Origin of the sequence: Marinobacter sp. SBS5 (assembly GCF_048285575.1) — a bacterium.
Lineage (GTDB): Bacteria > Pseudomonadota > Gammaproteobacteria > Pseudomonadales > Oleiphilaceae > Marinobacter.
Map to the genome: position 1 here is coordinate 782,073 of NZ_JBLWAZ010000001.1, position 26,725 is coordinate 808,797.

The following is a 26,725-nucleotide window of genomic DNA, read 5'->3' on the forward strand; positions in this document are numbered from 1 at the left end:
CAGAATAAAAAAGCCAGGTCATGACGGGCATGACCTGGCTTTTTGTCCAACCGGCAGGATCAGCTGCGGGAAGTCACTTCCAGCAGGTGGTAGCCGAACTGGGTCTGGATAGGGCCAAGAACCGTGTTCAGGTCGCCGCTGAATACCGCCTTGTCGAACTCGGGAACCATCTGGCCCGGGCCGAAAGAACCCAGGTCGCCGCCGTTGCGGCCTGATGGGCAGGAGGAGTGCTGCTTGGCGACTTCTGCGAAATCCTGACCGCCTTCGATGGCTTTCTTCAGTTCTTCACATTTTGCTTCGCTGTCTACCAGAATGTGGCGTGCAGTTGCTTGTGCCATGATCAATATCCTGTTGTCGGATGGATGGAATGTTCAGAAGGTGAATGCTGCCCGTACCGCTCGCTTGAGGCAAGTGGTATTTGTCCGTGTTTCTGCGGCCTCACAGTCCTGCCTGCAAACCTGTACAATGCGCCGTTAATTTTGCCGCCACAGCGCTGGCCCTCACGTGTATAGGTTCTTTTCTTGATCTCCACTGCCAATATCACCATGCAATTCGGGGCTAAGCCCCTGTTTGAAAACGTTTCTGCCAAATTTGGCAGTGGTAACCGTTACGGCCTGATCGGCGCCAACGGCTGCGGCAAATCTACCCTGATGAAAATTCTGGGCGGCGACCTCGAGCCGTCTGCGGGCCAGGTTATGCTGGAACCGAACGTTCGATTGGGTAAGCTGCGGCAGGACCAGTTCGCCTATGAAGACTGCACGGTGATCGACACCGTGATCATGGGCCATGAAGAGCTGTGGCGCGTTAAACAAGAGCGTGACCGCATTTACTCTTTGGCGGAAATGAGCGAAGAAGACGGCATGGCCGTGGCGGATCTGGAAGTAGAATTCGCCGAAATGGACGGTTACACCGCCGAATCCCGCGCTGGCGAACTGCTGTTGGGCCTCGACATTACGCTGGACCAGCACAACGGCCCCATGAGCGCCCTGGCACCGGGTTGGAAACTGCGGGTTCTATTGGCTCAGGCGCTGTTCTCTGATCCAGACGTTCTGCTGCTGGACGAGCCCACTAACCATCTGGACATCAACACCATCCGTTGGTTGGAAAGCATTCTCGTGGCTCGCAGCAGCACGATGATCATCATTTCGCACGACCGTCACTTCCTGAACAGCGTGTGCACGCACATGGCGGATCTGGATTACGGTGAGCTGCGTCTGTTCCCGGGCAACTACGACGAATACATGACCGCCGCCACTCAGGCCCGCGAGCGCATGATGGCAGACAACGCCAAGAAGAAGGCTCAGATTGCAGAATTGCAGCAGTTCGTAAGCCGCTTCTCGGCGAACGCCTCGAAAGCCAAGCAGGCCACTTCTCGCGCAAGGCAGATCGACAAGATTCAGCTGGAAGAAGTAAAGCCTTCAAGCCGAGTCAGTCCGTTTATCCGCTTCGAGCAGGAAAAGAAACTGCATCGGCAGGCGGTTACGCTGCTAGGCCTGACCAAAGGCTTTGACGAAGGCCCGCTGTTTGAAAATCTGGATTTGCAGATTGAAGCCGGCGAGCGTGTGGCCATCATCGGCCCGAACGGTATTGGTAAAACCACGCTGCTGCAGTGCTTGGCCGGTGCCTACGAGCCGGATGCCGGTGAAGTGAAGTGGACGGACAGTGCAAAGGTGAGTTACTTCGCGCAGGACCACACCGCAGACTTTGCGCGAGATGACACGCTGACCGACTGGATGGCGCAATGGACCACCGGCGGCGAGCAGTTGGTTCGCGGCACGCTGGGCCGGATGTTGTTCTCGGGTGATGACATTGGTAAATCGGTGAAGGTATTGTCGGGTGGTGAGCAGGGTCGGATGCTGTTCGGTAAGCTGATTCTGCAAAAGCCGAACGTGATGTTGTTGGATGAGCCCACCAACCACTTGGATATGGAGTCTATCGAGGCGTTGAACCTGGCGCTGGAGAACTATCCGGGCACGCTGATTTTCGTGAGCCACGACCGGGAGTTTGTTTCTTCCTTGGCGACTCGGATTATCGAGTTGAAGCCGGATGGGATTACGGACTTTAGCGGTAGTTATGATGATTACTTGCGGAGTCAGGGTTACCTTTAATCTAGGCTTTACTTGAGAGACGGCTGTTCGTAGTAGTCAGACTGCAGTGCCGGCGGACGTGTGGGTGGCCCCTTCCAAAAACCGCTCCTTCGGCACGCCCATGTGACGCTTCTGCTCCGCCATCCATGGCTGCGCACATTTTTGGAAGGGGCCACCCACACGTCCGCTCATGCTTTTGAGTGGGTTTCGACTAAGCAAGAGATAAAAGCATGAGTGATTCTGAGATTGTTATGGCAACCCGAAAATGGGTTGAAGACGTTGTGGTTGGTTATAACCTATGCCCGTTTGCAAAACGTGAGTTGGTGAAAGACCGGGTTCGGTTTGTGGTGACGGAAGCCAAGACCGAAGACGAACTTGTGCAGGCGCTGCATGCTGAGCTGCAGTTGCTGGAAGATCAGCCGGACGTTGAAACCACATTGTTGATTCACCCGGGTGTTTTGCAGGATTTCTATGCCTACAACGAGTTCTTGGATACTGCGGATGCGTTGTTAGAATACTTGGAACTGGAAGGCGTGTACCAGATCGCCAGCTTCCACCCGAATTACCAGTTCGCCGACACCGAGGCCGATGCGGCAGAGAATTACACGAACCGTTCTCCATACCCTATGCTGCATTTGTTGCGGGAAGCGAGCTTGGAGTCAGCGATTGATAACTATCTCGACGTGGATGGTATTCCCGACCGCAATATCGCGTTGATGAATGAGCTTGGCACCGAGAAGATGCGGAATAGCCTAAAGGCTTGTCTTGAGAGTTCAGGAAATAAGCGAACCGGGGAGTAGAACAACGAAGCCGGTGGGTAGGGCGCTTCCAAAAATGTGCGCAGCCATGGATGGCGGAGCAGAAGCGTCACATGGGTTCAGCCGAGCGCTTATGAAGCGGAGCTTCATGCGACAGATGAACGACCGCAATCTGTGATTGCGGGCCGGACCCCGGAGGGGTGCCGAAGGAGCGGTTTTTGGAAGCGCCCTACCCACTGGCGATTGCACGAACTAGAAGGCTAGTGGCAGCAAACTCCCAAACAAAACCGTTCCCCAAAACTGATAAACCGGAAGAGCCAAAAAATGGGACTGCTTTTCGAACAAATAGACAGCCAACCCTCGGTGATCGGGGAAATCACACTGCGCCGCCGCAGGATACCGGCGTTGGGTGAGCGGGATATTTACGAAGTGAAGTTGGGCGAAGAATTTCTCATGTCCAGCATGTTCGTGGACGCCGAAATTGCTCTCTCTGATATTGGCCTGAACGAAACCGAAGGTGACAACCTCAGTGTGGTAGTCGGTGGCCTTGGTTTGGGATACACCGCCGTCGCTGCTCTCAAACACCAACGTGTTTCCGAACTGGTCGTGGTTGAATACCTCAAGCCCGTCATCGGCTGGCACCAGCAAGAATTCGTGCCCCTGGGCAAAGAACAAAACGACGACCCCCGCCACCGATATGTACACGGCAGCTTCTTCGACATGGCCGTAGCAGACCCGGCTACCGGTGGTTTTGATCCCGAGGCACCCGGTAAAGAATTTGATGCCATCTTATTAGACATCGACCACTCGCCTAGAGCATTACTTCACGACTCCAGTGCCAGCTTCTACACCACCAAAAACATCAGCCTTATGGCCCGGCAGCTGAAGCCGCGCGGTATTTTTGCCATGTGGTCAAACGAAGGCGAAGACGCAGAATTTATGGCTGTTCTGAATGAAGTGTTTGAGGATGTGGCCTGCCACGTTGTCAGCTTCTTCAACCCCTTCCAAAACCGGGAATCCTTCAACACCGTCTACGTGGCCCGAAAGCCAAGTTAAACCCGGGCAGCGCGCCGCCCGGGCTTTTGGTTACATCAGGTTGTAGATAAACACGATAGCCACAGCGACCGGCGTGATAAAGCGGACGGTGACAAACCACAGCTTGAACATGCCCGGTGACAGCGACAGTTCGTTCTCCATGGCTTGACGAGACATCACCCAACCCGCAAACAGCGCGACCAGCAGACCACCCAGCGGCAGCAGGATGTTGGCGGTGAAGAAGTCCAGCAGGTCAAAAATGGTTTTGCCTTCCAGCATAGGGATGAATCCCAGCGGCGCTACGTCGGCCCACAAGTTCAGTGACAGCACAGACGCAATGCCCAAAGCCCAGCACACGACGCCAGCGGCCAGGGTGCTGACGGTCCGGTTCATACCCTTCTGTTCTTCTAGCCACTCCACGATGGGCTCCAGAAGAGAAATGCCGGACGTCCAGGCAGCGAACACCAGCAACACGAAGAACAGAGTGCCGAACAGCGAGCCCATGGGCATCTGGCCAAACGCGAGGGGCAAGGTCTGGAAAATCAGACCAGGACCCGCGCCCGGCTCCAGTCCGTTGGCAAAGACAATCGGAAAGATCGCCAAGCCCGCCAAAAGTGCCACGCCGGTATCCACCACAGAAACGGTGATGGACGTTTTGGCGATGGAAATGTTCTTCGGCAGGTAGGAGCCGTAAGCCATCATCACCGCCATGCCCAGGCTCAGCGTAAAGAATGCATGGCCAAGGGCCACCAGCACGCCGGAGGTGGTCAGCTTGGAGAAGTCCGGCTGAAACAGGAACGCCGCAGCCTGACCGAAATGGCCGGTGGTCATCGCATATCCGACAACCACCAGCAACAATACAAACAGCGCGGGCATCAGGATGCTGACGGCCCGTTCAAGGCCGGAGCGAACGCCCCGGGCCACCACGACCATCACCAACGCCATAAACACAGTGTGCCAGAGCAACAGGGTAGAAGGGGTGCTCAGCAAACCAGAGAAGATGGCGCCCACGGCCTCTGCCGATTGCCCGGCCAGTTGCCCGCTGGCGGTTGTGCCTACGTAGGATATGGCCCAGCCACCAATCACGGAGTAGAACGACAGTATTAAGAAACCGGCGAGAACGCCGATAGCGCCCACCAGTTTCCAGGCTGGGTTAAGTCTGTCGCGTTCGGTGATGAGCCTAATGCTGTTGACCGGACTGCGACCTCCCCGGCGGCCAATCATGACTTCGGCCATCATGATGGGGATACCAACCACGGCAATGCAGGCGAGGTACACCAGTACAAAGGCGCCACCACCGTTTTCGCCGGTGACGTAGGGGAACTTCCAAATATTGCCGAGCCCGACGGCGGAACCGGTGGCAGCCAGAATAAAGGCGAGCCGTGAGGACCAGAGCCCCCGTTTCGCGTTGGAGCCCTCAAGGGCACCCGAATAGGTAGCGGAGCCGGATGAAGTGACAGACATAGTGATCTCCCGAAGGTGTTGTTTTTGTTTCAGGGGTTAAAAGGGGAGCCGCAGAACTCTGCAGCTCCCAAAGGGAAGCACCGGAGTCAGGTCATCCGGTGCAAGCCAGCCGTTTGGGCGCAAGCCCGGCACCCGAGGCATGCTTTCTGAAGCGCTCTTCTGCCAGTTCATTGGCAATCGCACCGGTAGGAAGCCCGGTGCGATCTGAGCGCTGGAATATCTCGGACAGCGTGTCACCAATGGTGTCCACATGGGCTCGAATTTGCTCTGGTGAGCCTTGGGTACGCTCGTAAAACACATCAATAATGCCGCCGGCGTTGATCGCAAAGTCCGGGGCATAGAGGATGCCGCGCTGTTTAAGAGCGGCATCGTGCTCGGGACGGTCCAGGAGATTGTTGGCGGCGCCGGCCACGATAGCGGCCCGGATCGCAGGAATGCTCTGATCATTCAGCACGGCCCCCATGGCGCAGGGGGCTACAACATCTACCGGCAATCCCAGAATTTCATCGGAAGCAACGGGCGTTGCCCCCAATTCGTCCACCGCCCGCTTGAGGTTGTCGGTGTGAATGTCGGTGACCCACAGTTCGGCACCGGCCTCTTTCAGGTAGCGGGCCAGGCGGAAGCCGACATTGCCGATACCCTGAACCGCCACCTTCAAACCGGTCAGGTCATCAGTCCCGAGTTTGTGTTTCACTGCAGCCTTAAGGCCGATAAAGGTGCCGTAGGCCGTTACCGGCGAGGGATCGCCCGTGCTGGGCAGGCCATCAAACCCGGTTCGGGGCGTTACGCCGGCCACATGCCGGGTGTGGCGGCCCATCACTTTCAGATCTGGCACGCTTGTGCCGGAATCTTCAGCGGCAATGTACTGGCCGCCGAGGCTTTCCAAGTGCCTGCCCATAGCCTCAAGCAAGGCTTCGGTCTTGTGTTTTCGCGGGTCGCCGATGATCACCGACTTGCCGCCACCCAAGTCTAGATTGGCCAGGGCAGATTTATAGGTCATTCCTCTCGATAAACGCAGGACATCCCTCAGCGCTTCTTCATCGCTGGCGTAGGGGAACATTCGGCAACCGCCGAGTGCAGCTCCCCGTGAAGTATTGTGGATGGCAATGATGCCTTTCAGGCCGGTTTCGGCATCGCAGACGAAAGACAGATGTTCGTGGTTATCGAACTCCGGATGGCTGAATACGTTCATGGCGTTTCACCTCTTCTCGGTGGCCAACCGCTACCCTTGTGGGGCCTGCGGTGGCCGTTTTTGTTTTAGACCGCCGCATTGGCAATTTGTTGATGGGCCCGTTCCCCGGGGTTCAGTTCGGCCCGGTACTGCGTCCGTTCTTTTCGGGTGGCGTGATAGGCGGATTCTTTCACAGGCCCGTAACCGCGGATCTTCGCGGGCAGGCTAGCCAGGTTTCGTGCCGCATCGGCGTGGTCTTTACTCAGATGTTTGAGCAGGAAAACCACGTCTGCCTCATATTCCCGAATGAGCTTGCGCTCCAAGCGCCGATCGGCGGAGTACCCGAATGGGTCCAGCGGGGTGCCGCGCAGGCCACGGGCTTTCGCCAGCCAGGCGAACACGGTTTCCATCCAGGGGCCGAAAGTGTGCTTTTTCGGCCGTTCGCCGTTTTTACCGCGGCTGAGTAGAGGTGGTGCCAGATTGAATTCCAGCTCAATATCGCCCTCGAATTGTTCCTCGAGTTGCTTGCGCAGGCTGCCATTGCTGAACAGTCGTGCCACTTCATACTCGTCTTTGTAGGCCAGTACTTTGGCGTAGTTCTCGGCGATGGCCCGGAGCAGTAGCGGGTCCCGGCCCAGTTTTTTAGAGATAGTCTGTTCAGCTTGGCGCACCAGTTTTTCGTACCGTTTGGCCAGAGCGGCGTTCTGGTAGTCGGTCAGGTGTGCCATGTTGCGTTGGATGAGCTGGTCTGTGGTTTCCATGACCTGCACCGGCGTGCCCTGCGGTTTCGGGAAGGCCAAAGCCATCACCCGGTCCAGGTCGTGGGCGGCACGGCGGCCCCAAAGAAAGGCCTGTTTGTTTTTCTCAACCGCCACATTGTTGAGCTCAATGGCACGCTCAATGGCGGCGGCGCTCAGTGGCAATAGACCCTGTTGCCAGGCGAAGCCAACGGTGAACAGGTTCACCGCCATGCCATCGCCCATCAGAGCTTTGGCAAGGTCACCAGCATTCAGGAACCAGCTGCCATCGGGTCGGCAAGCCTCCTTGACGGTCTGCTCCATGGCTTCGCCCGGGAACTGGATGTCCGGATCTCGGGTAAAGGCCGCGGGCATGGCTTTCTCGGTGTTGACCACCGCCCGCGAGAAACGGTTATCCAGTTTGGCCAGGGCATCGTCCGTGGCGGAGACCATCAGGTCAAAGGCAATCATCAGGTCTGCCTCGCCGGCGGGAATGCGCACGGCGTGGATATTGTCTTGCTTGTCACTGATGCGGATATGACTGACTACCGCGCCGAACTTCTGGGCCAGACCGGCCTGATCGAGCACCGAGACGCCTTTGCCCTCAAGGTGTGCCGCCATGCCCAACAGGGCACTCACGGTAACCACGCCGGTACCACCCACGCCGGTCAGAAGAATGCCGTAGGGGTTGCTGCCGGTAACAGGAGTGGGTTCCGGAAGCTCGGGGAAGTCTACGTCAGCGCTGATACCGGCCGGTTTTTTCAGCTTGCCACCTTTGACCGTGACAAAGCTGGGGCAGAAACCGCGCACACAAGAAAAGTCCTTGTTGCAGGAAGATTGATCTATGGTGCGTTTACGCCCGGCATCCGTATCTTTGGGCAGAATTGACAAGCAGTTGGACTGAATGCCGCAGTCTCCGCAGCCTTCGCACACATCCGAGTGAATCATCACTCGCTGGTTCGGGTCTTCCATGGTGCCACGCTTGCGGCGCCGGCGTTTTTCGGCCGCGCAGGTTTGGTCGTAGATGATCACCGAGCAGCCTTCAAGCTCCCGCATTTCACGTTGCAGCGCGTCCAAATCATCCCGGTGATGGAAGGTGGTGCGGTCGGCAAAATCGGCCCGGGACGGATACTTGTCGATATCATCGCTGACCACCGCAATGCGTCGTACACCTTCGCCGTAGAGTTGATGGCTGATCTGCTGAACGGTCAAAGTGCCGTCCACCGGCTGGCCACCGGTCATGGCGACGGCGTCGTTGTAGAGAATTTTGTAGGTGATGTTGGCACCGGAGGCGATGGCTGCGCGAATGGCCAGGATGCCGGAATGAAAGTAGGTGCCGTCACCCAGGTTCTGAAAGACGTGTTTCTGGTTGGTAAACGGCGCTTGGCCAAGCCAGGTAACGCCTTCACCACCCATCTGGGTGAAGGTGTCGGTGCCCCGTTCCATCCAGGTGGCCATGTAGTGACAGCCGATGCCGCCGAGGGCCCGACTGCCCTCGGGTACCTGAGTTGAGGTATTGTGCGGGCAGCCGGAACAGAAGTGAGGTGTCCGCTCCAGTCGCTCTCTGGGTTGCGCCAGACTGTTCTCTTTCTCGGTCAGGAAACCGAGTCGCTGTTGCAGTTTGTCATTGCAATAGCGGCCATCCAGGCGGGAGGCGATGGCTCGTGCCACCATGGCCGGGGTCAGTTCGGCGATGGTCGGTAGCAGGTCGTTGCCCTGATTGTCTTTTTTGCCAATCACGTTGGGGCGCTGGCCATCCTGCCAGGTGTAGAGCTGGGTTTTGATCTGTTCTTCAATCAATCCCCGTTTTTCCTCAACCACCAGAATTTCTTCCAGTCCCGAGGCGAATTCATAAATGCCCTCGGGTTCCAGAGGCCAGGGCATGGCCACTTTGTAGACGGCCAACCCGATGGCTTCACGTTCCTCATCGCCCAAACCAAGGTCAGCAAGCGCCTGAACAACATCCAGATAGGCTTTGCCCGTGGTGACGATGCCCAGTCGGGGCTGTTTGACCGGAAGCACGGTGTGATCCAGCCGGTTGGCTCGGCAAAAGGCTTTAGCCGCTTCTAACTTGTACCGGTGCAGGCGCTCTTCCTGCTCCATGGGTTTGTCGGGCCAGCGGGAGTTCAGACCGCCTTCCGGCATTGGAAATTGTGTGGGAATGCGGATGTCGATCCGGCTTAGATCCAGATTGGCCGAAATGGACGAATCCATATTCTCGGCCAGGGCTTTGAAGCCAATCCAGCAGCCACTGAACCGTGACATGGCCCAGCCATAGAGGCCCAGATCGAGAATGTCCTGAATGCCGGCGGGGTTCAGTACCGGCATGCCGGCATCGAGAAACGCGTAATCACTCTGATGGGGCAGAGTGGAGGATTTGCAGGCGTGGTCGTCGCCAGCAACCGCCAGTACTCCGCCAAACCGGGAGGTGCCCGCCGCGTTGGCGTGCTTGAAGACATCCCCGGTGCGATCGACGCCCGGGCCTTTGCCGTACCAGAGCGCAAACACGCCGTCGTAGCGTGCGCCTTCGAAAATGTTGACCTGCTGGCTGCCCCAGACAGCGGTAGCACCCAGGTCTTCGTTCACACCGGGCAAGAAGTGAATGTTCCGTTCTTTGAGATGGTCCCGGGCTTTCCACAGAACCTTGTCGAAACCGCCAAGGGGAGATCCGCGATAACCGGAGATAAAGCCGGCGGTGTTCAGATTGTTGTTACGGTCGAGTTGGGCTTGGAGCAGGGGGAGTCTCGCCAGAGCCTGGCTGCCGTTCATGTAGACAGAGCCGGCATCTTTTTTCCAGACATCGTCAAGGCTGACGGGACGCAGCCCCTTGGGGGAGCGTGAAAGATCTGACATGTTGAAATCCTCTACTACCTGGCCGGATCGCGGCGGTAGGTTAGGTCTTGTTTTTGTAATCCCGGCTTTTGGCCGGATGTTAGATTTCATCAGTCCTACCCGGTGGATTTGCCGGGTTGTCCTTTTGGGACTGGACGAAAAATAAACTAGATGAAGTTTACGTGTACGTCAACAGGTGTTGAGTTTGTGTGCTTTGAAAAATGTGAGTGTTGCACATAAATGTTTGAGTTGAGGGCGGAAAATAATTTTGGTTAGTGGTTTTTACCTATTCGTGTTTCTCAGGTTTCGGCTTAGTTTCTCTTGATGTCTGCTCATACTTATTCTTACCAATTTCAGCCGCACAAGGTGCGTGCTGAGTTCTTCCGGTTACTGCCCATATCCCTGTTCGTTGTCGCCTTTGGTGCCGCGTTCGGATTGGCGGCGACTCAGACCGGCCTGTCCCCGTTTCAGTCCATTCTGATGAGCTTTACGGTATTTGCCGGCGCTTCGCAGTTCGGGGCGTTGGACTTGTGGGGGGCGGAAGTGTCGGTGATTCCCATGCTTGTGGTGGTGTTTGCGATCAACGCCCGCCACCTGCTGATGGGAGCCTCGCTTTATCCCATGCTGAAAGACGTATCGCCGGCGCGGCGGTATGGCTTGTTGCTGTTCCTGACGGATGCCAATTGGGCGGTCTCGGCGCAGGACTACCAGAACGGCAGGCGCAATCTAGAAGTTATTCTGGGCGGTGGCGTGGTGTTGTGGCTGGCGTGGGTATTGGGTACGGCTTTTGGTGCCTACTTCAGCGGTTTGTTGCAGAACCCGAAAGCGTTTGGGTTGGATATGGTCCTTGGCTGTTTCCTGCTGTCGATGGTGTTGGGCGGCAAAGCCACGCCTCGGGTTGTGGTGGTCTGGTTGGTCGCTGGTGTGACCTCCCTTGCGGCCTGGAAATGGCTGCCTGCCAACATGCACGTGGTTGTTGGCGCCTTGGCTGGCGGAGCGGTAGGGCTGTTCTGGCTGGAGCCTCGAGCCTCTGAAAACTCGGAGCAAGAAGGAGCCTGTCATGACCATTGAAACCACTTCGGTCGGCGTTCTTGTTCTGATTCTTCTCATGACGTTGGTCACCTTGGTAACCCGCTTTGGTGGTGTTTTCGCCATGTCGTTTGTGAAAATCAGCCCGCGGGTTGAAAGTTTCATCAACGCCATGGCCAGTTCCGTTCTGATTGCGATCATCGTGCCTATGGCCGTGTCCGGCGATGCGGGCGCTTTGGCCGCCTTGGTGGCTACGGCAATCACCATGCTGGCGATCCGCAAGCCGCTTCCGGCGATTTCTGTGGGGTTGGTGGCAGCGGCTCTGGTGCGCTACTTCGGCTAGTGGTCCGTACTGGCGTTTACTAGGAGTGTCTTATCGTGCGGTGACGGATGGTTGATGCTAGTTGGTCCAGCAGCTCCCGGGCTTCGCCATCGTGCAGGGTATGGCATTTATCCTGAAGCTCGCGCAGGTCATGATTGGACGGAGCGCTGGCGGCTTCTTTTTTCTGATCCAGATGCTGGCAGGCGGCCAGGTGGGCTTTGATTTCTGTGTCTATCAGCCTTGAGGCCAGACTTTCAACGTTTTCACTGCAAAACGGGCGGCCCTTGTTCAGCTGACTTCGGGCTTCAATGGCGGCTTGGCGAGCTTCAAGGCGCAATTCGTTTGCCGCTTCCCCCGCTTCAACAGCGCGGAGAAAGATGCCCAACCGGTCGTGGAGATGCCACACTTTCGGCCAGATGATTTCATAGGCTGCCTTCTCGGTGCGGTAACGTTCTTGATCCAGCCGTGAGCCTTGATCGGATACTTTGGCGCCGAGCGGCTGATTAAAATCAACCACGCGCATTTCGTCCACTTCCCGCCAGAGGCTGTCGGCCCGTTCCCTCAGCGCAGCGATTTGCTGCTTGTTGCGCTTTCGGGCACCCAGAGTCAGCAACATGGCCATCAGGGCAAGCAATGAGGCTCCTGCGGCGAGCAGGAGCGCCAGATTGTGGAGTGGCAGCATGGTCCATAATTGACCGGCATCCATGGCGTTCGACCTCCGTCGAATTCCTGTTCTAGGCTTACAGTATAGAGCCTATTACTGATCCTGTTGCCTGAAGGGCAGCACCGAGTGGGCATCGTCAAAATAGCCGGTCACCTGCTCGGCTTCTTCTCGGGTGAACTCCGCAATCGCGTCCCGGAAGCCAGGGTGTAAGATGCCGTGCCAAGAGTGGGTGATGACAGGCTCGAAGCCTCGCACCAGTTTGTGCTCGCCTTGGGCGCCGGCATCGAAATGCTGAAGGCCTAGTGTTAGCGCAAGTTCAATGCCTTGGTAGTAGCAGGTTTCAAAGTGCAGATGGTTGTATTCGTCCAGACATCCCCAGTAGCGGCCATAAAGCGTTGATTCGCCTGCCAGAAACAGCGCGCCGGCAATCATTTCGCCGTCTCGTATGGCCATGATCACGTGCAGGTGCTCGGGCAGGTTTTCTCGTAATTGTTCGAAGAAGGCTTTGTTGAGATAGGGCCGTTGGCCGCGCTTCAGGTAGGTGGCCTGATAGAACACGTAAAACGCTGACAGCACCTGATCCGAGATGTCTCGCCCATGAAGATGGCGAAAGCGGATGCCTTGCTCCGCTACCTGCCGCCGTTCTTTGCGGATGGATTTGCGTTTGCGGGAGGTGAGTTCCGCTAAGAAGTCGTCAAAGTGTTGGTAGTTCCGGTTGTGCCAATGAAACTGGCAGCCTATGCGATGGAGCTCCTCGTCATGGCCGAGTAAAGCCTGATCCGCTGCGTTGGGGAACAGCAGGTGCCAGGAATGTGCGCCAAGTTGTGCCGTCAGGTTGGTGAGCAGGTCGTCCAGCGTTTCCGGCACTAGCCGGGCTCTGGCTTCGTCATCCAACAGTAAGCGTGGGCCTTGAGAGGGCGTAAAGGGCACGGCGATCAGCAGTTTTGGATAGTAGGGCAGGCCATGGCGCTGATAGGCTTCCGCCCAGCCCCAATCGAACACATACTCGCCCATCGAATGGCTTTTCAGGTACGCCGGCGCTACGCCGCAGATTTGACCGTTTAGACGGAAAATCAGGTGGCTGGGTGTCCAGCCGGTTTCCGGGCGGGTACAGCCGGAAGCCTCCAGCGCCTGAAAGAATTCGTAGCGAAGAAATGGGTTGGTGCAACCGGCCAGCCGCAGCCACTCCGCTTGCGGAATGTCCGCGATGCTGGCGCAGGTTGTTACCGTGATCTCGGGTGCTGCCATGGTGATATTGAGCTCTGTGAAACGACGGCCATACCATACGACAGAACCCGAGGGTTGATCACTATTTCATGTCGTCGCAGCGCTTTTCCATTTTCTGATGCCACTTTTCCATGCGCTTATGATGCTTTTCCTGGCGCTCGTCGTGCATCTTGCTCCAGATCACGCGCTGCTCATCGGTGAGCATCAGGCGGTCGGCCATTTCGGCGCGATGTTCCTGCATCTCTTTCTGGCGTTCATCCCGGTGCTCCTTGCTAAATTTTCCTTTGCCTTCGCGGAAGTCTTCGCACATTTCTTGTTTGTCCCGTTTGCCTTCGTGGTGATCCATTCCTTTGTGATCATAGGCAAATGCAGCAGGGCTGGCTGCGAGCAGAGCGGCCATCAGTACGCCCGCGGTCATTACAGAAGTATGTACTTTCATGATGTGTTCCTCGTGATTTTCGACTGTCTACGGAACCCATGTTACGCCCTTAAAACGTCAGTGAGCGTCAGGCTTGTGTAAAGGTTGGGTAAAGGGAAAAGTTGGCGCAGCAGAGGCGCCGGGGCACCGTGCTAGACTAGCTGCAGATAAAGGTTGAGGGGCAGAAATGCAGAATCGGGTATTGCTGGTCGAAGACGACGATGAGCTGAGGCAATTGCTGGCGCGTTATTTAACAACACAAGGCTTCAGTGTGCGAGAGGCGGCGAATGGCCGTGACGGTCTGTCGCTGGCCTTGGGGCAGGATTGCGATATTGTGGTTCTGGATATCATGCTGCCGGACATCAATGGTCTGGATGTGCTGCGTGAATTGCGAGGTAAAACCCATCTTCCCGTGATTTTGCTAACAGCCCGGGGGGATGAAACCGACCGGATTGTGGGCCTTGAAGTCGGCGCAGACGATTACATGCCCAAACCTTGTAACCCTCGTGAGCTGGTCGCACGCTTGCAGGCCATACTACGACGGGTAGCCTGGGATCAGCAGGCAGATGTAGATGCCAGTCGGGTCTATGGAGACCTGCGGGTTGAGCCGGATCAGCGGCGTATCTATCAGAACGATAAGCCCCTTGAGCTGACCGCGACCGAATACGAGGTGTTGCAGGTATTGCTTGCCCGTGCGGGCAGTGTGGTTCGTAAAACCGACCTGATGCAGTGGGCTTTAGGGCGCAGGCTCGAAGCCTACGACCGCACGTTGGATATGCATGTGAGCAACTTACGCAAAAAACTCGGAAATGACGACCCGCCCAGAATCGAAACGGTGCGGGGCCTTGGATACAGCTATCGGGTGCCCACTGAATGACGCGTTTTAAGTTTCCTTTGTTTTGGCGCATTTTTCTGTCCATTTGGCTGGCGATGGTGGTGACGGTGGTGGCGAGTCAGCTTGCTACACGCTTTCTGCTGGACCGGGAACGCCAAGCCATTGAACGCCAGGTGGGTTTGCATGAGATTGCCAATGAGGCGGTGAATCTAAGGCAGCAGCTTGGTAAGAACGAAGCATGGCGATTTCTTCGTGTTGAAGGTGAGCGGCTGCAGCTTCATTTGATGCTGATTGAAAAGGAACGTGGTCAACATCGTTTGCCGCACAGCGTTCGCGAACGCATTAAATCCAGCTGGCACCCAAGCAAGCCCGCGGTGCTGGATTTGGACGGCGGTTTTCAGTTGATTGCCTGGCCCCGAATGGGCGGCGAAGGCTGGCTGCATCCGGGCTTTTTCCGCATGATTGAACTGGCGTTGGCTTTTTTCATCATATCGTTGGCCTGTTGGTGGATTGCCCGCTTCGTTTCTCGGCCGCTCAAACATATGGAAGGGACGGCTCGCTCGATCGCCCATGGCGATACCAATTTGCGGGTGGCCGATGCCATTGCTCACCGCCGTGACGAGGTGGGGCAGCTGGCCACAGCCTTTAATGCCATGACTGATCGCTTGTGCCAGTTACTGGATCGCCACAATCGATTGTTGAGAGACATCTCCCACGATCTGAGAACCCCTCTGGCCCGGCAGCGGGTTGCTATTGAGCTGGCCAGTGACGAGGGCGCAGACCCTGCGCTCATGGAAAGTATTTTGCGCCAAAACGAGAGGCTTGAAGCCATGACCGGCCAGATTCTGACGCTGTATCGTGTGTCTGAAAATGGAGGTTCCATCGAACAGCAGCCGGTCAAACCCTTGTCGTTGATGAATCGGGTGTTGGGTGACGCGAGTGATTACGCGGAGCAGCAAGGGGTAGATTGTAAATTAGTGGCGAGTGATGACGTTGTCACCGTTTCGATTTTGGGCGATTCGGGCTTGTTGCAGAGGGCATTCGATAATGTTCTGCAGAATGCGTTGGATCACACGCCGCCGGGCCAATCCGTTGACGTTGAGCTTTCGGTTTCGAGCAGGCAGGTGGAAGTGTCGATTGCTGATGAGGGCCCCGGCGCGCCAGAGGACATGCTCAATCAGCTGTTTGAGCCATTCTTCCGTGCCGACGAATCTCGCGGCGGTAAAGGCTGGGGCTTGGGGCTTTCCATTGCGCGGGATATCATCCATGCCCATGACGGGGTTATTACCGCTCGCAACCGCTCGAGTGGCGGCCTTCAGGTGACCGTTCAGTTACCGGTTTTCTTTGGCAGCTGATTGGGCTTTGGTCTGCGGTGTTGTTGGCGCTTGTTCGGCTTCGTCATTAACGGGTTTCAGGTGAGTGGCATTTGAGAAATCGATGCCTTCCTGCAACTCGTCTTCTTCAAACCGAATGCCGCAGCCGGCTTTGCGGAATTGTGCCGGGCTGGCAGTGCCCGGTGTTTTATGTTCACTGTCGTTGGATGTCATAGGTTGCCTCATGAGTAAAGATTACCCGGTTCCGTCAGGATACCTTGAGCGAGAAACGGAAGTGAAGAAAAGCCGTTTTATCGCCCGGGTGTATCCGGTCGGTAGCCGTGATGAAGTACGCGAGCGGGTAGCCGAGGCGCACCGGGACTATCCGGATGCCCGCCATGTGTGTTGGGGCTATCAGATCGGCCGCCCCGGCTCTGCGGCAGAGGCCGCGATGAACGACGACGGCGAACCTTCCGGCACAGCGGGCAAGCCGATTCTGAACGTGATTCAGCATAAAGACATGGGCGATGTGCTGGTGATTGTGGTGCGCTATTTTGGTGGCATTAAACTCGGCGCTGGCGGCTTGGTGCGTGCCTATGCCGGAGCGGCTGAGAGCGTGTTGTCAGAGGTGGACAGGGTGGTTCAACAGGCCAGGGTTCAGGCTCATGTGGAACTGGATTTTGCTGATGAGCAACCACTGAGGCATTGGTGTGATGGCCACGAAGGTAGCATCGAGTCGATTGATTACCGTGCCAGAGTGTACGCTCGGGTATCCGTTCCTGAGGTCCGGCAGGGGGAATTTTCCGCCTTTTGCGACGCTCAGAAACTGGATTACCGTTTTGAAACCTGACGGACGTGGTGAGCCGAATGCCGGCCGCTGCGGGTATAATGACACTGACAGCCTCCAAAGCAGGAGAAAACCTATGCGTGTTTTATTGATTGCAGCCATGACGACTATTCTGGTTGGTTGTGCCAGCAATGTGGTGACCGATTACAACACAGCGACGGTCTTTGGTAATTACAGCAGCTGGGCCTATGCGCCAATGGAGCAAGGTTCCGGCTTTGCCTCTCTGGATGATGCGCGGGTGCGCAGTGCCGTTGAGCGGGAACTTAACCGCAAAGCTATGAAGAAAGTGGCGAAGGGCGATGCGGACTTGTTGGTCAGCTGGCAGATTGTGTCGGAAGAGCGTCTGGAGCAAACCGGCGTAGGGCTCGGCTTTGGGTTTGGTAGTGGAAACTTTGGCTGGGGCATGGCGGCGCCCGCCCCGGTTCGCGAAGTGACCGAAGGAAAGCTGGTACTGGAATTGGTTGATCAAGACAGTGCTGAAGTGGTCTGGCGCGCGGCCAGTCGTCGTTACCTGAATGAAAACCAGTCTCCTGAAACACGTCGCAAGTTGATTGATGAGGTTGTCTCGGAAATGTTTTCGAAATACCCTCCGGGCTTGAACTGATTAGCAGACAGGATTTTGTTCATGGGTATGAAGAAGCGCGAAGGTGGCCTGGTGTTTTCCACCGAGCAGGGGCGTATGTGCCCGGGCTGCCGAAACCCGGTCTCCGAGTGTTCTTGCGGCGAGCCAGTGCAGCCTGAAGGTGATGGCGTTGTGCGGGTCAGTCGCGAAACCAAAGGCCGAAAAGGTAAGGGTGTGACCTTGATTACAGGCATTCCTATGGACACTAAAGCCCTGAAGGACTACGCCAAAGTGCTAAAAGCAAAATGTGGCACAGGTGGTACAGTAAAAGACGGCGTGGTTGAGATTCAGGGCGATCATCGAGATCTTCTGGTACCCCTGCTTCAGCAAAAAGGATGGACGGTTAAGCGGTCCGGCGGCTGAGGCTCTATTCAAACGAATATTAAGGAACAAGAGGTATGCACCTTCTGGTACTGGGCGCTGGGGTCGTGGGAGTTACTACGGCTTGGTTTCTTCAGGCGCAGGGGCACCAGGTTACGGTGGTCGATCGTCAACCTCAATCCGGGCTCGAGACCAGTTATGCCAATGGTGGCCAGATCTCCGTCTCCCACGCTGAACCCTGGGCTAATCCGGCAGCCCCGCTGAAGGTTCTTAAGTGGCTTGCTCAACCCGAGGCACCCTTGCTGTTTCGCCCGGGGCTAGACCCATACCAATGGCGCTGGGCGCTTTCCTTTCTGGGGCAGTGCACCTCGGCCAAAGCCGCCCATAATATTCGCCAGATGGTGAATCTGGGCACTTACAGTCGTGGCCAGCTCCAGTCCTTGCGCAAGGATATTGGCCTGGAATACGACCAGCTCGAAAAAGGCATTCTCCACTTTTATACCAACCCCAAAGAATTTGAAGCTGCGTTGGAGCCGGCGAGGATTATGCGTGAGTTGGGCTGTGATCGGCAGGTGGTTGAAGCGGATCGTGCGGTGGAACTTGAACCGGCCCTGAAGCCCATTCGCCATCGCATTGCGGGTGCCACTTATACCTCAGAAGACGAAAGTGGCGATGCCCGGAAGTTTACCCAAGCACTGGCTGAGCGCTGCCGGGAAGCCGGCGTTGAGTTTCTTTATGGCACCGATGTATTGGGTTTCGAGAAAGTGGGCGACCGGATTCTTGGTGTGCAAGCCCTGAGTCAAGGCAAACACCAAACGCTCCGGGCCGATAGCTATGTCTTGAGCTTAGGGAGTTTCAGTGCGTTGCTCGCGCGGCCGTTAGGGCTGTTTTTGAATATCTACCCTGCCAAGGGATATTCCATTACGGTACCGGTCAAAAACGAAGAAGCCGCTTTTAACGTGAGTTTGACCGATGACGAGTTCAAGCTGGTTTACTCCAGGCTGGGTGATCGTATTCGGGTTGCCGGTACCGCAGAGTTGGGTGGGTATAGCCGGACGCTGAACAGTACTCGGTGCCGTGCTATCGTTCGCAGGGCGGCTGAACTTATGCCAGATGCAGCGCATTGGGAGCAGGCAGCGTTCTGGACCGGGCTTCGGCCAACAACGCCTTCCAATGTGCCATACATTGGTAAAAGTCCGTTCAGTAACCTGTACCTCAATACCGGTCATGGCACGTTAGGTTGGACCCATTCCTGTGGTTCCGCTGCTGCTCTGGCGGACATTGTGGACGGGCGTAAGCCAGACGTGGACTTTGCGTTCACTGGGCTGTGAATCGCACATAAAAAAGCCAGTACGCGAGAACGGGTACTGGCTTTTTAGTTAGCGGGCGGATCACTCGGCCAGCTGGTCCCGTATCAGTTTCTTGTTGATCTTACCGACGCTGGTTTTCGGGATGTCTGCCACGAAATCAATCTGGCTGGGAATCGCCCATTTGTTGATCTCGCCGCTCTCCACAAATTTCTGCAGGTGCTGTTGAATCTCTTCCTGCCCAATCGTTTCACCGGGCTTCAAGGTCACTAGCGCGTAAGGCCGTTCGCCCCATTTTTCATCTGGTACGCCTACGACAGCGGCACCGGCAACCGCCGGGTGTTGGCTGATCAGGTTTTCCAAGTCCAGAGACGACAACCATTCACCGCCGGTTTTGATCACATCTTTGATTCGGTCTTTAATGGTCAGCGTATTATCCGGCGCCATTGAAGCTACATCGCCGGTGTGCAGCCAGCCGCCTTGCCACAGATCTTCGCCTTTCTGGGGCTCTTTGAAATAGTTCTGAGTCAGCCACGGAGCGCGAGCAACCACTTCGCCTTTGGCTTCTCCGTCGTGGGCAACCGGCTCGCCATTCGGGTCAACAATCTCCAACTCAACCATGGGTACCGCAATACCGGTTTTTACGCGGATGTGGGTTTGTTCTTCCAGCGGCAATTCCAGATCTTCCGGCTTGAGGTAGGTGGCGCTCAAAAGTGGGCAGGTTTCCGACATGCCGTAGCCGGTGTACATCTTGATGCCCAGCTTGGCCGCGGCATCACACAGGCCCTTGGTGAGAGCACTTCCCCCGATCAGAACATGCCAGTTGCTCAGATCCGCAGTTTTAATCGACTCCGTACCCATCATCATTTGCATAACGGTGGGCACGCAGTGCGAAGTGGTGACCTTATGGGTTTTGAGCAGATCGACCAGCAATTCTGGTTCGTACCGGCCCGGATACACCTGTTTGATACCCAATAACGTGGCCGCATAGGGTACGCCCCACGCATGGACGTGGAACATGGGCGTTACCGGCATGTAAACGGAAGACGAGCGCAGGAACGGCATTTCATCGTAGGCAGACAGGGTGCCGGTCATAGCGAGCGTGTGCAGAACCAGCTGGCGGTGGCTGAAATAGACCCCTTTGGGGTTGCCGGTGGTGCCGGTGGTGTAAAAGGTGGTGGCGACGCTGTTCTCGTCGAAGTCCGGGAAGTCGAATTGATTGTGGGCCTTGCTCAGTAAGGTCTCATATTCGCCCAAGGTCGCTATGGAGGTATCGACTGCAGAATCGTTATCGGTGAGCTGAATCCAGGTTTTGACAGTCTGGATGTCGTCTTTCACACCTTCGATAATTGGCATGAAGTCATCGTGTACCAGCACCACATCGTCTTCAGCATGGTTCATGGTATAGACGATCTGTTCCGGTGATAGCCGCACGTTCACGGTGTGCAGGATGGCGCCAATCATGGGGATGGCAAAGAAACACTCCAGGTAACGAGGTGTGTCCCAATCCATCACGGCAACGGTATCTCCAGCTTTTACACCGGCATCGGTCAGCGCGTTCGCCAAGCGGTGAACGCGATCGACCAGATCGCTATAGGTGTACTTGCTGCGATTGGCGTAGACGATTTCCTGATCCGGGTTATATCGGGGCCCGGACATCAGGAGTCGTTTGATCAGTAGCGGGTACTGGTAGGCATTGTCTGCTGGCTGAAGAATTTTTGTTTTGGCCATCTCGGAACACCTCGTGTCTCTTGTTTGTTGTTATTGCTCCCAGGGATTCCCTTGGGTGTCTTTCATGGGCTTGACGCCTATGTGCATCGCGGCTTTCGCCAGCATGTTGGCGCTGACCGGCGCCGTCATGAATAGAAATACGGTGATCAGTATTTCAGAAATACCAAAGCCGTGGCTACTGAAGTAGATCACGGAACTTAGCATGATCGCGCCGACACCCACTGTGGTCGCTTTAGTGGGGCCATGCAAGCGGGTGAAAAAGTCTGGCAAACGGGCCAGACCGATAGCACCAATCAGGGTGAACGCGCCGCCCAGAATCAGCAGGGCAGAAACAATGTATTCAACAAGTGGACTCATGGAATGCCTCTTTCGGCCGGATTATTCGATGACGCTGCCGCGTTTCAGGTATTTCGCCATGGCGACGGTACTGACGAAGCCCATGACAGCAATCAGCAGCGCAGACTCGAGGTACATGCGCGAGTTAAAGGTAATACCGAGCAGAATGATCATGGCGATGGCGTTGATGTACAGCGTGTCCAGCGCCAGAACCCGGTCTGGTGCGTCCGGGCCTTTGATCAAGCGGTACACGTTGAGCAGGGCGGCAACCATAACCATCGCGATGGTTATGTAGAGTGCGGTCGTCATCATCGGAACATCTCCATCAGCGGCTTCTCGTATCGCTTGTGGATGGCATCGATCACCTCTTGCTCGCTGGCAGCATCCAGAGCATGGATCAGAAGGGTCTTGTTGTCATCGCTGACATCGGCGCTTACCGTACCCGGTGTCAGTGAAATAGTGCTCGCTAACAGGGAGATGGCCAGAGGGTGATCCAGCTGAAGCGGGTAGTTCACGAAGACTGGCTGAGGTTGTCTGGGGCTCAGGATCAGAATCGCCACAGAACAGCTGGCAACCAGGATATCCCAGAGCACCATGAGCACGAACATGGGCATGCGCCAGACCTTCACGAAAGCCGGTCTCTCAGGCCAGAAACCGTGGGTGATTTGAGGGATGATCCAAGCTAACAGCAAGCCCATGACCACGCTCGCACCGGAAATGCCATCGCTTAGAAATTGCCAGGTGCTGAACAGCACCAGACTCAACCAAGGTTGCGGGAAGTTCAATCGGTCCAGCATCAGTTATTCCCCCCGAACATTGGTGTTGTGAGAATCTGAGTATAGGCAGAGGTGTCGAACAGCTGGGCGGCTGTGGCCACAGTGTACTCGTTGATGGGGCCGGCAAAGGCCACGATTACAACGGTTAGCCCGATCAGAGCACCGGTTGATACAGACACGACACCCTTCATCGGCTCGGGCGGCTTGATGTGTCCGTCAATGGTACGCCAGAACAGGATGCTGCCGGCGCGGCTGTATGCGATAAGGGTAAGGAAACTGCCCACAAGCAGAACAGACCAGAGCCACGCCATTTGCGGGCCGGCGTCTACGGATTTCAAAATCAGCACTTTGCCGAAGAAACCACTCAACGGTGGCAGGCCGGCAGCGGATACCGCACCAATCATGAACAACACACTGATCAGGGTCCTGTGCGGCATTTTCGGCGCGGTGACAATACGGTCGCTCGCGCTGCCTCGCTGAATTGCCACCAATTCGGCGACTAAAAACAGTCCAGCGACCGTCCAGGTGGTGCTCATCAGATAGAACAGTGCGGCCGACAGCCCCGCTTCAGAACCTAAAGCAACAGGCGCCAGGAGCGTGCCGACAGAGATGATGACCTGCCATGAAATGAGTGTCTTCAAGTTGTTAGCACCCAAGGCTCCGATGACACCCATGGCGAGAGTGATGAGGGCCAGAGGAAACAGCCAGTCCATGCCAAGGAATGCTAATTCTCCGGAGTTTTCACCGAAGATCAGAACATATACCCGGATAATTGCGTAAACACCAACCTTGGTCATGATCGCAAACAAGGCCGCCACCGGCGCCGTGGCTTTGGCGTAGGCTTTCGGTAGCCAGAAACACAGCGGCAGAATGGCCGCTTTCAGGCCGAACACGACCAGCAGCATCATGGCGCCGGCTTTCACCAGTGACAGGTTTTCACCGGTAACCTGCGGCACTTTTACCGCCAGATCCGCCATGTTCAGGGTGCCGGTTACGCTGTAAATCATGCCCACGGCGATCAGGAAGATGGCTGAACCCACAAGGTTCAAGGCCACGTAGTGCAGGCCGGGCACGGTTCGAATGGTACCGCCGCCGTGCATCAGCAAGCCGTAGGACGCGATGAGCAGAACTTCGAATGCAACAAACAGGTTGAACAGGTCGCCGGTCAGAAAGGCAATGTTCAGGCCCATGATCTGGAACAGAAACAGCGTGTGGAATTGTCGGTTTCCCTCGTCTGCTCCACCAATCGAGAAAATGTGGGCAAACACAGCCAGTACCGATGTGAGCACCAGCATCAGCGCGGCGAGGCGATCGAGCACCAGTACGATGCCAAAGGGCGGTTGCCAGTTACCGAAGGCATAAACCCGGTAGCTGCCATCGTCAGCCAAGCTTAACAGGACCACGGAGGCAGCTAAAACCAGCGCGCTGGTGGCAATGGCCAGAGTTCGCCGCAAGCTGATGGGCGCGTAACCCATAAAAGTCTGCAATATCCCGCCGAGTAACGGGATTGCGATGGGAGCAATGAGCCAGTGATTCATTTGCCGGTTTCCTCCTGTTCCTGCTTTTTGTTGGCAGGCTGTACCGGCGGGCAGCCGTCTACATGATCGTCGTCGTTGTCGGCCAGATTACGCAACGACAACACCACCACAAACGCGGTCATAGCGAAGCCGATAACGATCGCGGTTAACACCAGAGCTTGGGGCAGGGGATCCGCGTAATGTTCAGCGGTACCGAGAATGGGCTGTTGCGCTGTACTCAGGCGGCCTGAGGCAAACAGAAACAGGTTGACCCCGTAAGACAGCAGCGTGAGCCCCATGACAACCGGGAAGGTTCGGGCCCGGAGCAACAGGTAAGCGCCCGATGTGGTGAGCGCACCTATGGCCAGTGCAAACAAGAGTTCCATTATGATTTCCTCCCCGGGCTTTTAATGGCTGAGTGCGGCGAAATCCGGCCAATGCTGACTAAAATCAGCATGGTGGCGCCAATGACTGCCAGGTAAACGCCTAAGTCGAAGATCAGTGCCGAGGCCACTTCAAATTTGCCGACCACCGGCCAGGTGATGTACCCGAACGTAGACGTCAGGAACGGGTAACTGAAGGCCAGGCTGCCAGCGCCGGCAATGGTGGCGAACAGCAAGCCAAACCCGATGACGTTGTGGTACTTAATGCCGACGCGGTCTTGAGTCCAGACCATGCCATTGGCAATGTATTGAATGACCAGCGCCACCGATGTGATCAGGCCAGCGATGAAGCCGCCGCCTGGCATATTGTGGCCTCGCAGGAAAATATAGGCCGACACCATGAGTGCCATGGGAAGCATGGGGCGAGCGATTTGCTTCAGCATCAACGGATAGGCATCACGAGTCCAGGTGTGGCCTTGACCATCCCCAGGGGGTGGTGTCAGTGCCGTATTCTTGAGCATGGCGTAAATGCCCATGGCCGCGATGGCCAGTACGCTAATCTCACCGAGAGTATCAAAGCCCCGGAAATCCACCAGAATGACGTTCACCACGTTGGTGCCACCACCCCCGGGTTTACTGTTCTCAAGGAAAAACTCGGAAATGGAGGTGAACGGTTGGGTCAGCATGGCCAGGGTGATCAACGTCATGCCGGTACCGGCTGTCAAGGCAAGGATAATGTCCCGTGTCCTCCTGCTCTTTGACGTCTCAAGCGGAGTCCAGGATGGCATGTAGTAGAGCGCCAGCATCAACAGCACCATGGTGACCACTTCCACCGACAACTGGGTCATTGCCAGGTCGGGGGCCGAGAAGCGTGCGAAGGCCAAAGCGACCATCAGACCGACCACACTGAGTAGCACCAGGGCGGTGAAGCGCTCACGGTGAATAAAGGCGGTCGCCAGTGCCGACACGATCAAGAAGCCCGCACCAACGGCGGTAGGCCAGTCGATAGGGGAAAGCCCGTTACTACCCACAAAGACGCCCAAATCCATGATGGGGACGATCGAAACGGCGATAACGCTCACCACCATTAACATGGCGTAGCGTTGCAATGAGCCGTTCTCAATGCGCGCCGTCAGGCGGTGGGAAAAGTCTTCGATTCGCATCAGCACGGCTTCAAATATCGCTTTTTCGTCAATTTCCTTGAAGCGAGCGTGGAAGTCGAAAAAACGCTGGCGTTGGCTGTACATCAACAAACCACCCACAAAGGCTGCGACGCTCATCATCAAAGGCAGGTTGATGCCATGCATTACGGCTAACTGGTAATCTGGGACCGCGCCACCAAGTGTAGCCTGAGCCGCGGAAAACAGCAGCGGGCCAACCGAAATGGCTGGGAACATGCCCACCATGACGCAGGCAAATACCAAAATTTCTACCGGGAACTTCATGTAGCGCGGCGGCTCATGAGGCGGGTAGATCGGCAGGTTCACAGGCTTGCCGTTGAAGAACACGTCATGAATAAAGCGAGCGGAATAGGCAACGGCGAAAATACCCGCCAAGGTAGCTACGATCGGAGGAATCCAAGCCCAGAACCCCGGCAGATTCAGCTCCAAAGACTCTGCAAAGAACATCTCTTTACTCAGGAACCCGTTCAACAACGGAACACCGGCCATAGACGACGCGGCGACCATGGCGAGGGTGGCTGTGTGGGGCATGTAGCGCCACAGGCCGTTGATTCTTCGCATGTCCCGGGTGCCGGTTTCGTGATCGATAATCCCGGCCGCCATGAACAGGGAGGCTTTAAAGGTCGCGTGGTTGATGACGTGGAAAAGCGCAGCAACGGCCGCCAGCTTGGTGCCCATGCCGAACAACAGCGTGATCAAGCCAAGGTGGCTGACCGTAGAGTGCGCCAGCAGGCCTTTCAGGTCGTGCTTGAACATCGCCGTGTATGCGCCGATTAGCAGCGTCGCCATACCCGTGAAGCTGACCATGTAGAACCAAAGCTCGGTACCGGCAAGAGCCGGATACAAACGCGCCATCAAGAAAATGCCGGCTTTTACCATGGTGGCAGAGTGCAGGTAAGCAGACACTGGCGTGGGCGCTTGCATAGCGTGAGGTAGCCAGAAATGGAACGGGAACTGGGCCGATTTGGTGAACGCGCCTAACAGCACCAGTGTTAGAGCAACTGGATACATGGCGTGAGCTTTAATCAGGTCGCCTGCGGCCAACACATCGTCCAACTCAAAACTGCCGACGATGTTACCGATGATCAGGATGCCTGCGAGCAGCGCCAGACCGCCACCGCCGGTTACGGCGAGCGCCATCCGGGCACCTCGGCGGGCGTCCTGCTTGTGGGTCCAGAAACTGATCAACAAGAATGAGGTAAGGCTGGTGATTTCCCAGAAAATGAGCATCAGCAGCAGGTTGCCGGACAGCACGATGCCCAGCATCGATCCCTTGAAGCAAAGGAGCAGCGAGTAAAATTTTCTGACGTTTTCGCTGGCCTTCAGATAGTAGTGGGCATAAATAATAATCAGCAACCCGATGATCAGGATCAGCAGCGCGAACATCAGCGCCAGGCCGTCCAGACGGAACGAGAAGGAAATCCCTATCGCCGGCAGCCATTCGAAGCTGTGCAGCACCACACCGCCATCAGCCAATGTGGCCCAGTGTGGAAACAGGGCTGCCAACGCAATCAGCGCGGGCACGGAAGATGCTATAGCAATCGCTGTACGCCCTCCCTGAGCAAACAGGGGAGCAGCAATCGCGCCTAAAAAGGGCAGTAGGACAACCAGCGGTAGCGACATCGCAACCTCGTTTTTGGTGTTTTCAGGCGTGAATGTAGGGCGAAATGCCCCTCAAAGTGTAGTGGGCGGCCAGCCTCACTGCACAGAAAAACCGAGTAAGCACCGGTTTATACAGGGGTTAGCCGAAGCGTGGCGGATCCGGAAAATAGGGAAGACGCCCGCGCTGCAAGACAATGTCAGCGGGCTGAA

At 56.3% G+C, this 26,725-nt stretch carries 26 protein-coding genes; 11 read left to right on the forward strand and 15 right to left on the reverse strand.

Going from position 1 to position 26,725, the window contains the following annotated elements; genetic code table 11:
* Nucleotides 1–59: 59 nt before the first annotated feature.
* Nucleotides 60–338 carry a peptidylprolyl isomerase gene (locus ACNQ6O_RS03815; protein ID WP_323751382.1) on the reverse strand — a complete coding sequence of 93 codons (279 nt, stop codon included), beginning with the start codon at nucleotides 336–338 and terminating at the stop codon, nucleotides 60–62.
* A gap of 183 nt (nucleotides 339–521) precedes the next feature.
* On the opposite strand from ACNQ6O_RS03815, the gene ACNQ6O_RS03820 reads away from it, so the two are divergent.
* The 3 genes from ACNQ6O_RS03820 to ACNQ6O_RS03830 all read left to right on the forward strand — a co-directional run bounded on the left by ACNQ6O_RS03820 (nucleotide 522) and on the right by ACNQ6O_RS03830 (nucleotide 3,901).
* Nucleotides 522–2,108, forward strand: coding sequence for an ABC-F family ATPase (locus tag ACNQ6O_RS03820; RefSeq protein ID WP_418051910.1), 1,587 nt, complete (start codon nucleotides 522–524; stop codon nucleotides 2,106–2,108).
* A 209-nt stretch (nucleotides 2,109–2,317) separates the two neighbouring features.
* Nucleotides 2,318–2,887, forward strand: coding sequence for a DUF1415 domain-containing protein (locus tag ACNQ6O_RS03825; protein ID WP_418051911.1), 570 nt, complete (start codon nucleotides 2,318–2,320; stop codon nucleotides 2,885–2,887).
* A gap of 282 nt (nucleotides 2,888–3,169) precedes the next feature.
* Nucleotides 3,170–3,901 (forward strand): spermidine synthase, encoded by a 732-nt coding sequence (locus ACNQ6O_RS03830; protein WP_418051912.1) that lies wholly within the window; start codon nucleotides 3,170–3,172, stop codon nucleotides 3,899–3,901.
* A 30-nt stretch (nucleotides 3,902–3,931) separates the two neighbouring features.
* Here ACNQ6O_RS03830 and ACNQ6O_RS03835 read toward each other — a convergent pair whose 3' ends face one another.
* The 3 genes from ACNQ6O_RS03835 to ACNQ6O_RS03845 form a co-directional block, all read right to left on the reverse strand.
* The gene (locus tag ACNQ6O_RS03835; RefSeq protein WP_418051913.1) at nucleotides 3,932–5,344 is read right to left on the reverse strand and encodes a sodium-dependent transporter; all 1,413 of its coding nucleotides are present in this window, start codon (nucleotides 5,342–5,344) and stop codon (nucleotides 3,932–3,934) included.
* A gap of 91 nt (nucleotides 5,345–5,435) precedes the next feature.
* Entirely contained in the window at nucleotides 5,436–6,536 is a 1,101-nt protein-coding gene (locus ACNQ6O_RS03840) for a Glu/Leu/Phe/Val family dehydrogenase (protein ID WP_418051914.1), read from the reverse strand.
* 65 nt (nucleotides 6,537–6,601) lie between these two features.
* Nucleotides 6,602–10,105 (reverse strand): indolepyruvate ferredoxin oxidoreductase family protein, encoded by a 3,504-nt coding sequence (locus tag ACNQ6O_RS03845; RefSeq protein ID WP_418051915.1) that lies wholly within the window; start codon nucleotides 10,103–10,105, stop codon nucleotides 6,602–6,604.
* A gap of 303 nt (nucleotides 10,106–10,408) precedes the next feature.
* Here ACNQ6O_RS03845 and ACNQ6O_RS03850 point away from each other — a divergent pair, with 303 nt between their 5' ends.
* Nucleotides 10,409–11,155: an AzlC family ABC transporter permease gene (locus ACNQ6O_RS03850; RefSeq protein WP_418051916.1), complete on the forward strand. Its 747-nt coding sequence runs from the start codon at nucleotides 10,409–10,411 to the stop codon at nucleotides 11,153–11,155.
* Nucleotides 11,145–11,456 (forward strand): AzlD family protein, encoded by a 312-nt coding sequence (locus ACNQ6O_RS03855; RefSeq protein WP_418051917.1) that lies wholly within the window; start codon nucleotides 11,145–11,147, stop codon nucleotides 11,454–11,456. Before ACNQ6O_RS03850 ends, ACNQ6O_RS03855 begins: the two co-directional genes overlap by 11 nt.
* Before the next feature lie 19 nt (nucleotides 11,457–11,475).
* Here ACNQ6O_RS03855 and ACNQ6O_RS03860 read toward each other — a convergent pair whose 3' ends face one another.
* The 3 genes from ACNQ6O_RS03860 to ACNQ6O_RS03870 all read right to left on the reverse strand — a co-directional run bounded on the left by ACNQ6O_RS03860 (nucleotide 11,476) and on the right by ACNQ6O_RS03870 (nucleotide 13,765).
* On the reverse strand, nucleotides 11,476–12,141 hold the full coding sequence (locus ACNQ6O_RS03860) for a hypothetical protein (RefSeq protein ID WP_418051918.1): 666 nt from the start codon (nucleotides 12,139–12,141) through the stop codon (nucleotides 11,476–11,478).
* A gap of 51 nt (nucleotides 12,142–12,192) precedes the next feature.
* A complete protein-coding gene (locus tag ACNQ6O_RS03865; RefSeq protein WP_418051919.1) occupies nucleotides 12,193–13,347 on the reverse strand; it encodes a GNAT family N-acetyltransferase in 1,155 nt (384 codons plus the stop codon).
* Between the two features lie 61 nt (nucleotides 13,348–13,408).
* Nucleotides 13,409–13,765: a hypothetical protein gene (locus ACNQ6O_RS03870; protein ID WP_418051920.1), complete on the reverse strand. Its 357-nt coding sequence runs from the start codon at nucleotides 13,763–13,765 to the stop codon at nucleotides 13,409–13,411.
* A 166-nt stretch (nucleotides 13,766–13,931) separates the two neighbouring features.
* Here ACNQ6O_RS03870 and ACNQ6O_RS03875 point away from each other — a divergent pair, with 166 nt between their 5' ends.
* A complete protein-coding gene (locus ACNQ6O_RS03875) occupies nucleotides 13,932–14,621 on the forward strand; it encodes a response regulator transcription factor (RefSeq protein ID WP_418051921.1) in 690 nt (229 codons plus the stop codon).
* Nucleotides 14,618–15,934 (forward strand): sensor histidine kinase, encoded by a 1,317-nt coding sequence (locus tag ACNQ6O_RS03880; protein ID WP_418051922.1) that lies wholly within the window; start codon nucleotides 14,618–14,620, stop codon nucleotides 15,932–15,934. Before ACNQ6O_RS03875 ends, ACNQ6O_RS03880 begins: the two co-directional genes overlap by 4 nt.
* Here ACNQ6O_RS03880 and ACNQ6O_RS03885 read toward each other — a convergent pair.
* Nucleotides 15,911–16,126 (reverse strand): hypothetical protein, encoded by a 216-nt coding sequence (locus tag ACNQ6O_RS03885; protein WP_418051923.1) that lies wholly within the window; start codon nucleotides 16,124–16,126, stop codon nucleotides 15,911–15,913. The two genes, ACNQ6O_RS03880 and ACNQ6O_RS03885, sit on opposite strands and share 24 nt — an antisense overlap.
* Nucleotides 16,127–16,136: 10 nt before the next feature.
* On the opposite strand from ACNQ6O_RS03885, the gene ACNQ6O_RS03890 reads away from it, so the two are divergent.
* From ACNQ6O_RS03890 to ACNQ6O_RS03905, 4 genes are all read left to right on the forward strand, one after another.
* Complete coding sequence (locus ACNQ6O_RS03890) at nucleotides 16,137–16,742, forward strand: YigZ family protein (protein WP_418051924.1); 606 nt, start codon at nucleotides 16,137–16,139, stop codon at nucleotides 16,740–16,742.
* Between the two features lie 73 nt (nucleotides 16,743–16,815).
* Nucleotides 16,816–17,343, forward strand: coding sequence for a DUF4136 domain-containing protein (locus ACNQ6O_RS03895; RefSeq protein WP_418051925.1), 528 nt, complete (start codon nucleotides 16,816–16,818; stop codon nucleotides 17,341–17,343).
* 21 nt (nucleotides 17,344–17,364) lie between these two features.
* Nucleotides 17,365–17,724 carry a translation initiation factor Sui1 gene (locus tag ACNQ6O_RS03900; protein WP_418051926.1) on the forward strand — a complete coding sequence of 120 codons (360 nt, stop codon included), beginning with the start codon at nucleotides 17,365–17,367 and terminating at the stop codon, nucleotides 17,722–17,724.
* Nucleotides 17,725–17,759: 35 nt separating this feature from the next.
* Complete coding sequence (locus ACNQ6O_RS03905) at nucleotides 17,760–19,013, forward strand: D-amino acid dehydrogenase (protein WP_418051927.1); 1,254 nt, start codon at nucleotides 17,760–17,762, stop codon at nucleotides 19,011–19,013.
* A gap of 60 nt (nucleotides 19,014–19,073) precedes the next feature.
* Here ACNQ6O_RS03905 and ACNQ6O_RS03910 read toward each other — a convergent pair whose 3' ends face one another.
* The 7 genes from ACNQ6O_RS03910 to ACNQ6O_RS03940 are packed head-to-tail and all read right to left on the reverse strand — an operon-like array spanning nucleotide 19,074 to nucleotide 26,536.
* On the reverse strand, nucleotides 19,074–20,720 hold the full coding sequence (locus tag ACNQ6O_RS03910; RefSeq protein ID WP_418051928.1) for a fatty acid--CoA ligase: 1,647 nt from the start codon (nucleotides 20,718–20,720) through the stop codon (nucleotides 19,074–19,076).
* A gap of 30 nt (nucleotides 20,721–20,750) precedes the next feature.
* Nucleotides 20,751–21,077 carry a Na+/H+ antiporter subunit G gene (locus ACNQ6O_RS03915; protein ID WP_418051929.1) on the reverse strand — a complete coding sequence of 109 codons (327 nt, stop codon included), beginning with the start codon at nucleotides 21,075–21,077 and terminating at the stop codon, nucleotides 20,751–20,753.
* 21 nt (nucleotides 21,078–21,098) lie between these two features.
* Nucleotides 21,099–21,368, reverse strand: coding sequence for a K+/H+ antiporter subunit F (locus ACNQ6O_RS03920; protein ID WP_418051930.1), 270 nt, complete (start codon nucleotides 21,366–21,368; stop codon nucleotides 21,099–21,101).
* Nucleotides 21,365–21,853 (reverse strand): Na+/H+ antiporter subunit E, encoded by a 489-nt coding sequence (locus ACNQ6O_RS03925; protein ID WP_418051931.1) that lies wholly within the window; start codon nucleotides 21,851–21,853, stop codon nucleotides 21,365–21,367. The genes ACNQ6O_RS03920 and ACNQ6O_RS03925 overlap by 4 nt, the downstream gene beginning before the upstream one ends.
* Nucleotides 21,853–23,370, reverse strand: coding sequence for a monovalent cation/H+ antiporter subunit D (locus ACNQ6O_RS03930; protein ID WP_418051932.1), 1,518 nt, complete (start codon nucleotides 23,368–23,370; stop codon nucleotides 21,853–21,855). The genes ACNQ6O_RS03925 and ACNQ6O_RS03930 overlap by 1 nt, the downstream gene beginning before the upstream one ends.
* Nucleotides 23,367–23,735: a Na+/H+ antiporter subunit C gene (locus ACNQ6O_RS03935; RefSeq protein ID WP_418051933.1), complete on the reverse strand. Its 369-nt coding sequence runs from the start codon at nucleotides 23,733–23,735 to the stop codon at nucleotides 23,367–23,369. Before ACNQ6O_RS03935 ends, ACNQ6O_RS03930 begins: the two co-directional genes overlap by 4 nt.
* Nucleotides 23,735–26,536: a monovalent cation/H+ antiporter subunit A gene (locus ACNQ6O_RS03940; protein WP_418051934.1), complete on the reverse strand. Its 2,802-nt coding sequence runs from the start codon at nucleotides 26,534–26,536 to the stop codon at nucleotides 23,735–23,737. Before ACNQ6O_RS03940 ends, ACNQ6O_RS03935 begins: the two co-directional genes overlap by 1 nt.
* Nucleotides 26,537–26,725 lie beyond the last annotated feature (189 nt).

Coding starts and splice junctions, on each gene's coding strand:
- ACNQ6O_RS03925 (WP_418051931.1), bottom strand. CDS start 21,853: ATGCTGGACCGATTGAACTTCCCGCAACCTTGGTTGAGTCTGGTGCTG.
- ACNQ6O_RS03920 (WP_418051930.1), bottom strand. CDS start 21,368: ATGATGACGACCGCACTCTACATAACCATCGCGATGGTTATGGTTGCC.
- ACNQ6O_RS03915 (WP_418051929.1), bottom strand. CDS start 21,077: ATGAGTCCACTTGTTGAATACATTGTTTCTGCCCTGCTGATTCTGGGC.
- ACNQ6O_RS03840 (WP_418051914.1), bottom strand. CDS start 6,536: ATGAACGTATTCAGCCATCCGGAGTTCGATAACCACGAACATCTGTCT.
- ACNQ6O_RS03835 (WP_418051913.1), bottom strand. CDS start 5,344: ATGTCTGTCACTTCATCCGGCTCCGCTACCTATTCGGGTGCCCTTGAG.
- ACNQ6O_RS03885 (WP_418051923.1), bottom strand. CDS start 16,126: ATGACATCCAACGACAGTGAACATAAAACACCGGGCACTGCCAGCCCG.
- ACNQ6O_RS03875 (WP_418051921.1), top strand. CDS start 13,932: ATGCAGAATCGGGTATTGCTGGTCGAAGACGACGATGAGCTGAGGCAA.
- ACNQ6O_RS03850 (WP_418051916.1), top strand. CDS start 10,409: ATGTCTGCTCATACTTATTCTTACCAATTTCAGCCGCACAAGGTGCGT.
- ACNQ6O_RS03860 (WP_418051918.1), bottom strand. CDS start 12,141: ATGGATGCCGGTCAATTATGGACCATGCTGCCACTCCACAATCTGGCG.
- ACNQ6O_RS03870 (WP_418051920.1), bottom strand. CDS start 13,765: ATGAAAGTACATACTTCTGTAATGACCGCGGGCGTACTGATGGCCGCT.
- ACNQ6O_RS03865 (WP_418051919.1), bottom strand. CDS start 13,347: ATGGCAGCACCCGAGATCACGGTAACAACCTGCGCCAGCATCGCGGAC.
- ACNQ6O_RS03935 (WP_418051933.1), bottom strand. CDS start 23,735: ATGGAACTCTTGTTTGCACTGGCCATAGGTGCGCTCACCACATCGGGC.
- ACNQ6O_RS03830 (WP_418051912.1), top strand. CDS start 3,170: ATGGGACTGCTTTTCGAACAAATAGACAGCCAACCCTCGGTGATCGGG.
- ACNQ6O_RS03815 (WP_323751382.1), bottom strand. CDS start 338: ATGGCACAAGCAACTGCACGCCACATTCTGGTAGACAGCGAAGCAAAA.
- ACNQ6O_RS03825 (WP_418051911.1), top strand. CDS start 2,318: ATGAGTGATTCTGAGATTGTTATGGCAACCCGAAAATGGGTTGAAGAC.
- ACNQ6O_RS03895 (WP_418051925.1), top strand. CDS start 16,816: ATGCGTGTTTTATTGATTGCAGCCATGACGACTATTCTGGTTGGTTGT.
- ACNQ6O_RS03900 (WP_418051926.1), top strand. CDS start 17,365: ATGGGTATGAAGAAGCGCGAAGGTGGCCTGGTGTTTTCCACCGAGCAG.
- ACNQ6O_RS03905 (WP_418051927.1), top strand. CDS start 17,760: ATGCACCTTCTGGTACTGGGCGCTGGGGTCGTGGGAGTTACTACGGCT.
- ACNQ6O_RS03855 (WP_418051917.1), top strand. CDS start 11,145: ATGACCATTGAAACCACTTCGGTCGGCGTTCTTGTTCTGATTCTTCTC.
- ACNQ6O_RS03845 (WP_418051915.1), bottom strand. CDS start 10,105: ATGTCAGATCTTTCACGCTCCCCCAAGGGGCTGCGTCCCGTCAGCCTT.
- ACNQ6O_RS03890 (WP_418051924.1), top strand. CDS start 16,137: ATGAGTAAAGATTACCCGGTTCCGTCAGGATACCTTGAGCGAGAAACG.
- ACNQ6O_RS03910 (WP_418051928.1), bottom strand. CDS start 20,720: ATGGCCAAAACAAAAATTCTTCAGCCAGCAGACAATGCCTACCAGTAC.
- ACNQ6O_RS03880 (WP_418051922.1), top strand. CDS start 14,618: ATGACGCGTTTTAAGTTTCCTTTGTTTTGGCGCATTTTTCTGTCCATT.
- ACNQ6O_RS03940 (WP_418051934.1), bottom strand. CDS start 26,536: ATGTCGCTACCGCTGGTTGTCCTACTGCCCTTTTTAGGCGCGATTGCT.
- ACNQ6O_RS03930 (WP_418051932.1), bottom strand. CDS start 23,370: ATGAATCACTGGCTCATTGCTCCCATCGCAATCCCGTTACTCGGCGGG.